The 478-nt window shown below is 45.8% G+C and carries 2 protein-coding genes; both read left to right on the plus strand.

What is annotated here, in order from left to right; translation table 11 throughout:
- The coding region (locus I6A82_RS14435; RefSeq protein WP_198095669.1) for a hypothetical protein at positions 1 to 222 on the plus strand (222 nt) is incomplete at its 5' end.
- Between the two features lie 26 nt (positions 223 to 248).
- Positions 249 to 478 (plus strand): hypothetical protein (locus I6A82_RS14605; RefSeq protein WP_232343691.1); only part of this gene is annotated, 230 nt, incomplete at its 3' end.

Raw genomic sequence — 478 nt, forward strand, 5'->3', positions numbered from 1 at the left:
GGAACGATTTCTTTCCTCATCGGATTTATTGCAAGTATCTATCTGATCATTGCCAAGTTTGTGGTGACCGATTTTGCACTCACCAACAGACCCAGTTTTTACATTGCACTCACCACCATGATCATTGGTATGCAGCTGTTCCTTACCGGTTTTGTGGCCGAACTGGTAACCCGCAATTCCAGTGAAAGGAACACCTACCTGGTTGAAAAGAAATTGGGTTAACGGGTGTTTCTGCTGATATTGGATGCATGAAGAAGAAGCTGATCATTATAGGTCCGACCTGGCCTTTGCGCGGCGGAGGCATGTCCACTTTTAATGAACGACTGGCGCTCGAATTCATTCACCAGGGATTCGATACCACTATCTATACTTTTTCTTTGCAATACCCCAATTTCCTTTTCCCGGGCAGCTCTCAATATTCCAATGAACCGGCGCCCGAAGGTATCCCCATCAATGTTTGCATCAACTCCATCAATCC

This window comes from Novosphingopyxis sp. YJ-S2-01 (assembly GCF_016093175.1).
Lineage (GTDB): Bacteria > Pseudomonadota > Alphaproteobacteria > Sphingomonadales > Sphingomonadaceae > Novosphingopyxis > Novosphingopyxis iocasae.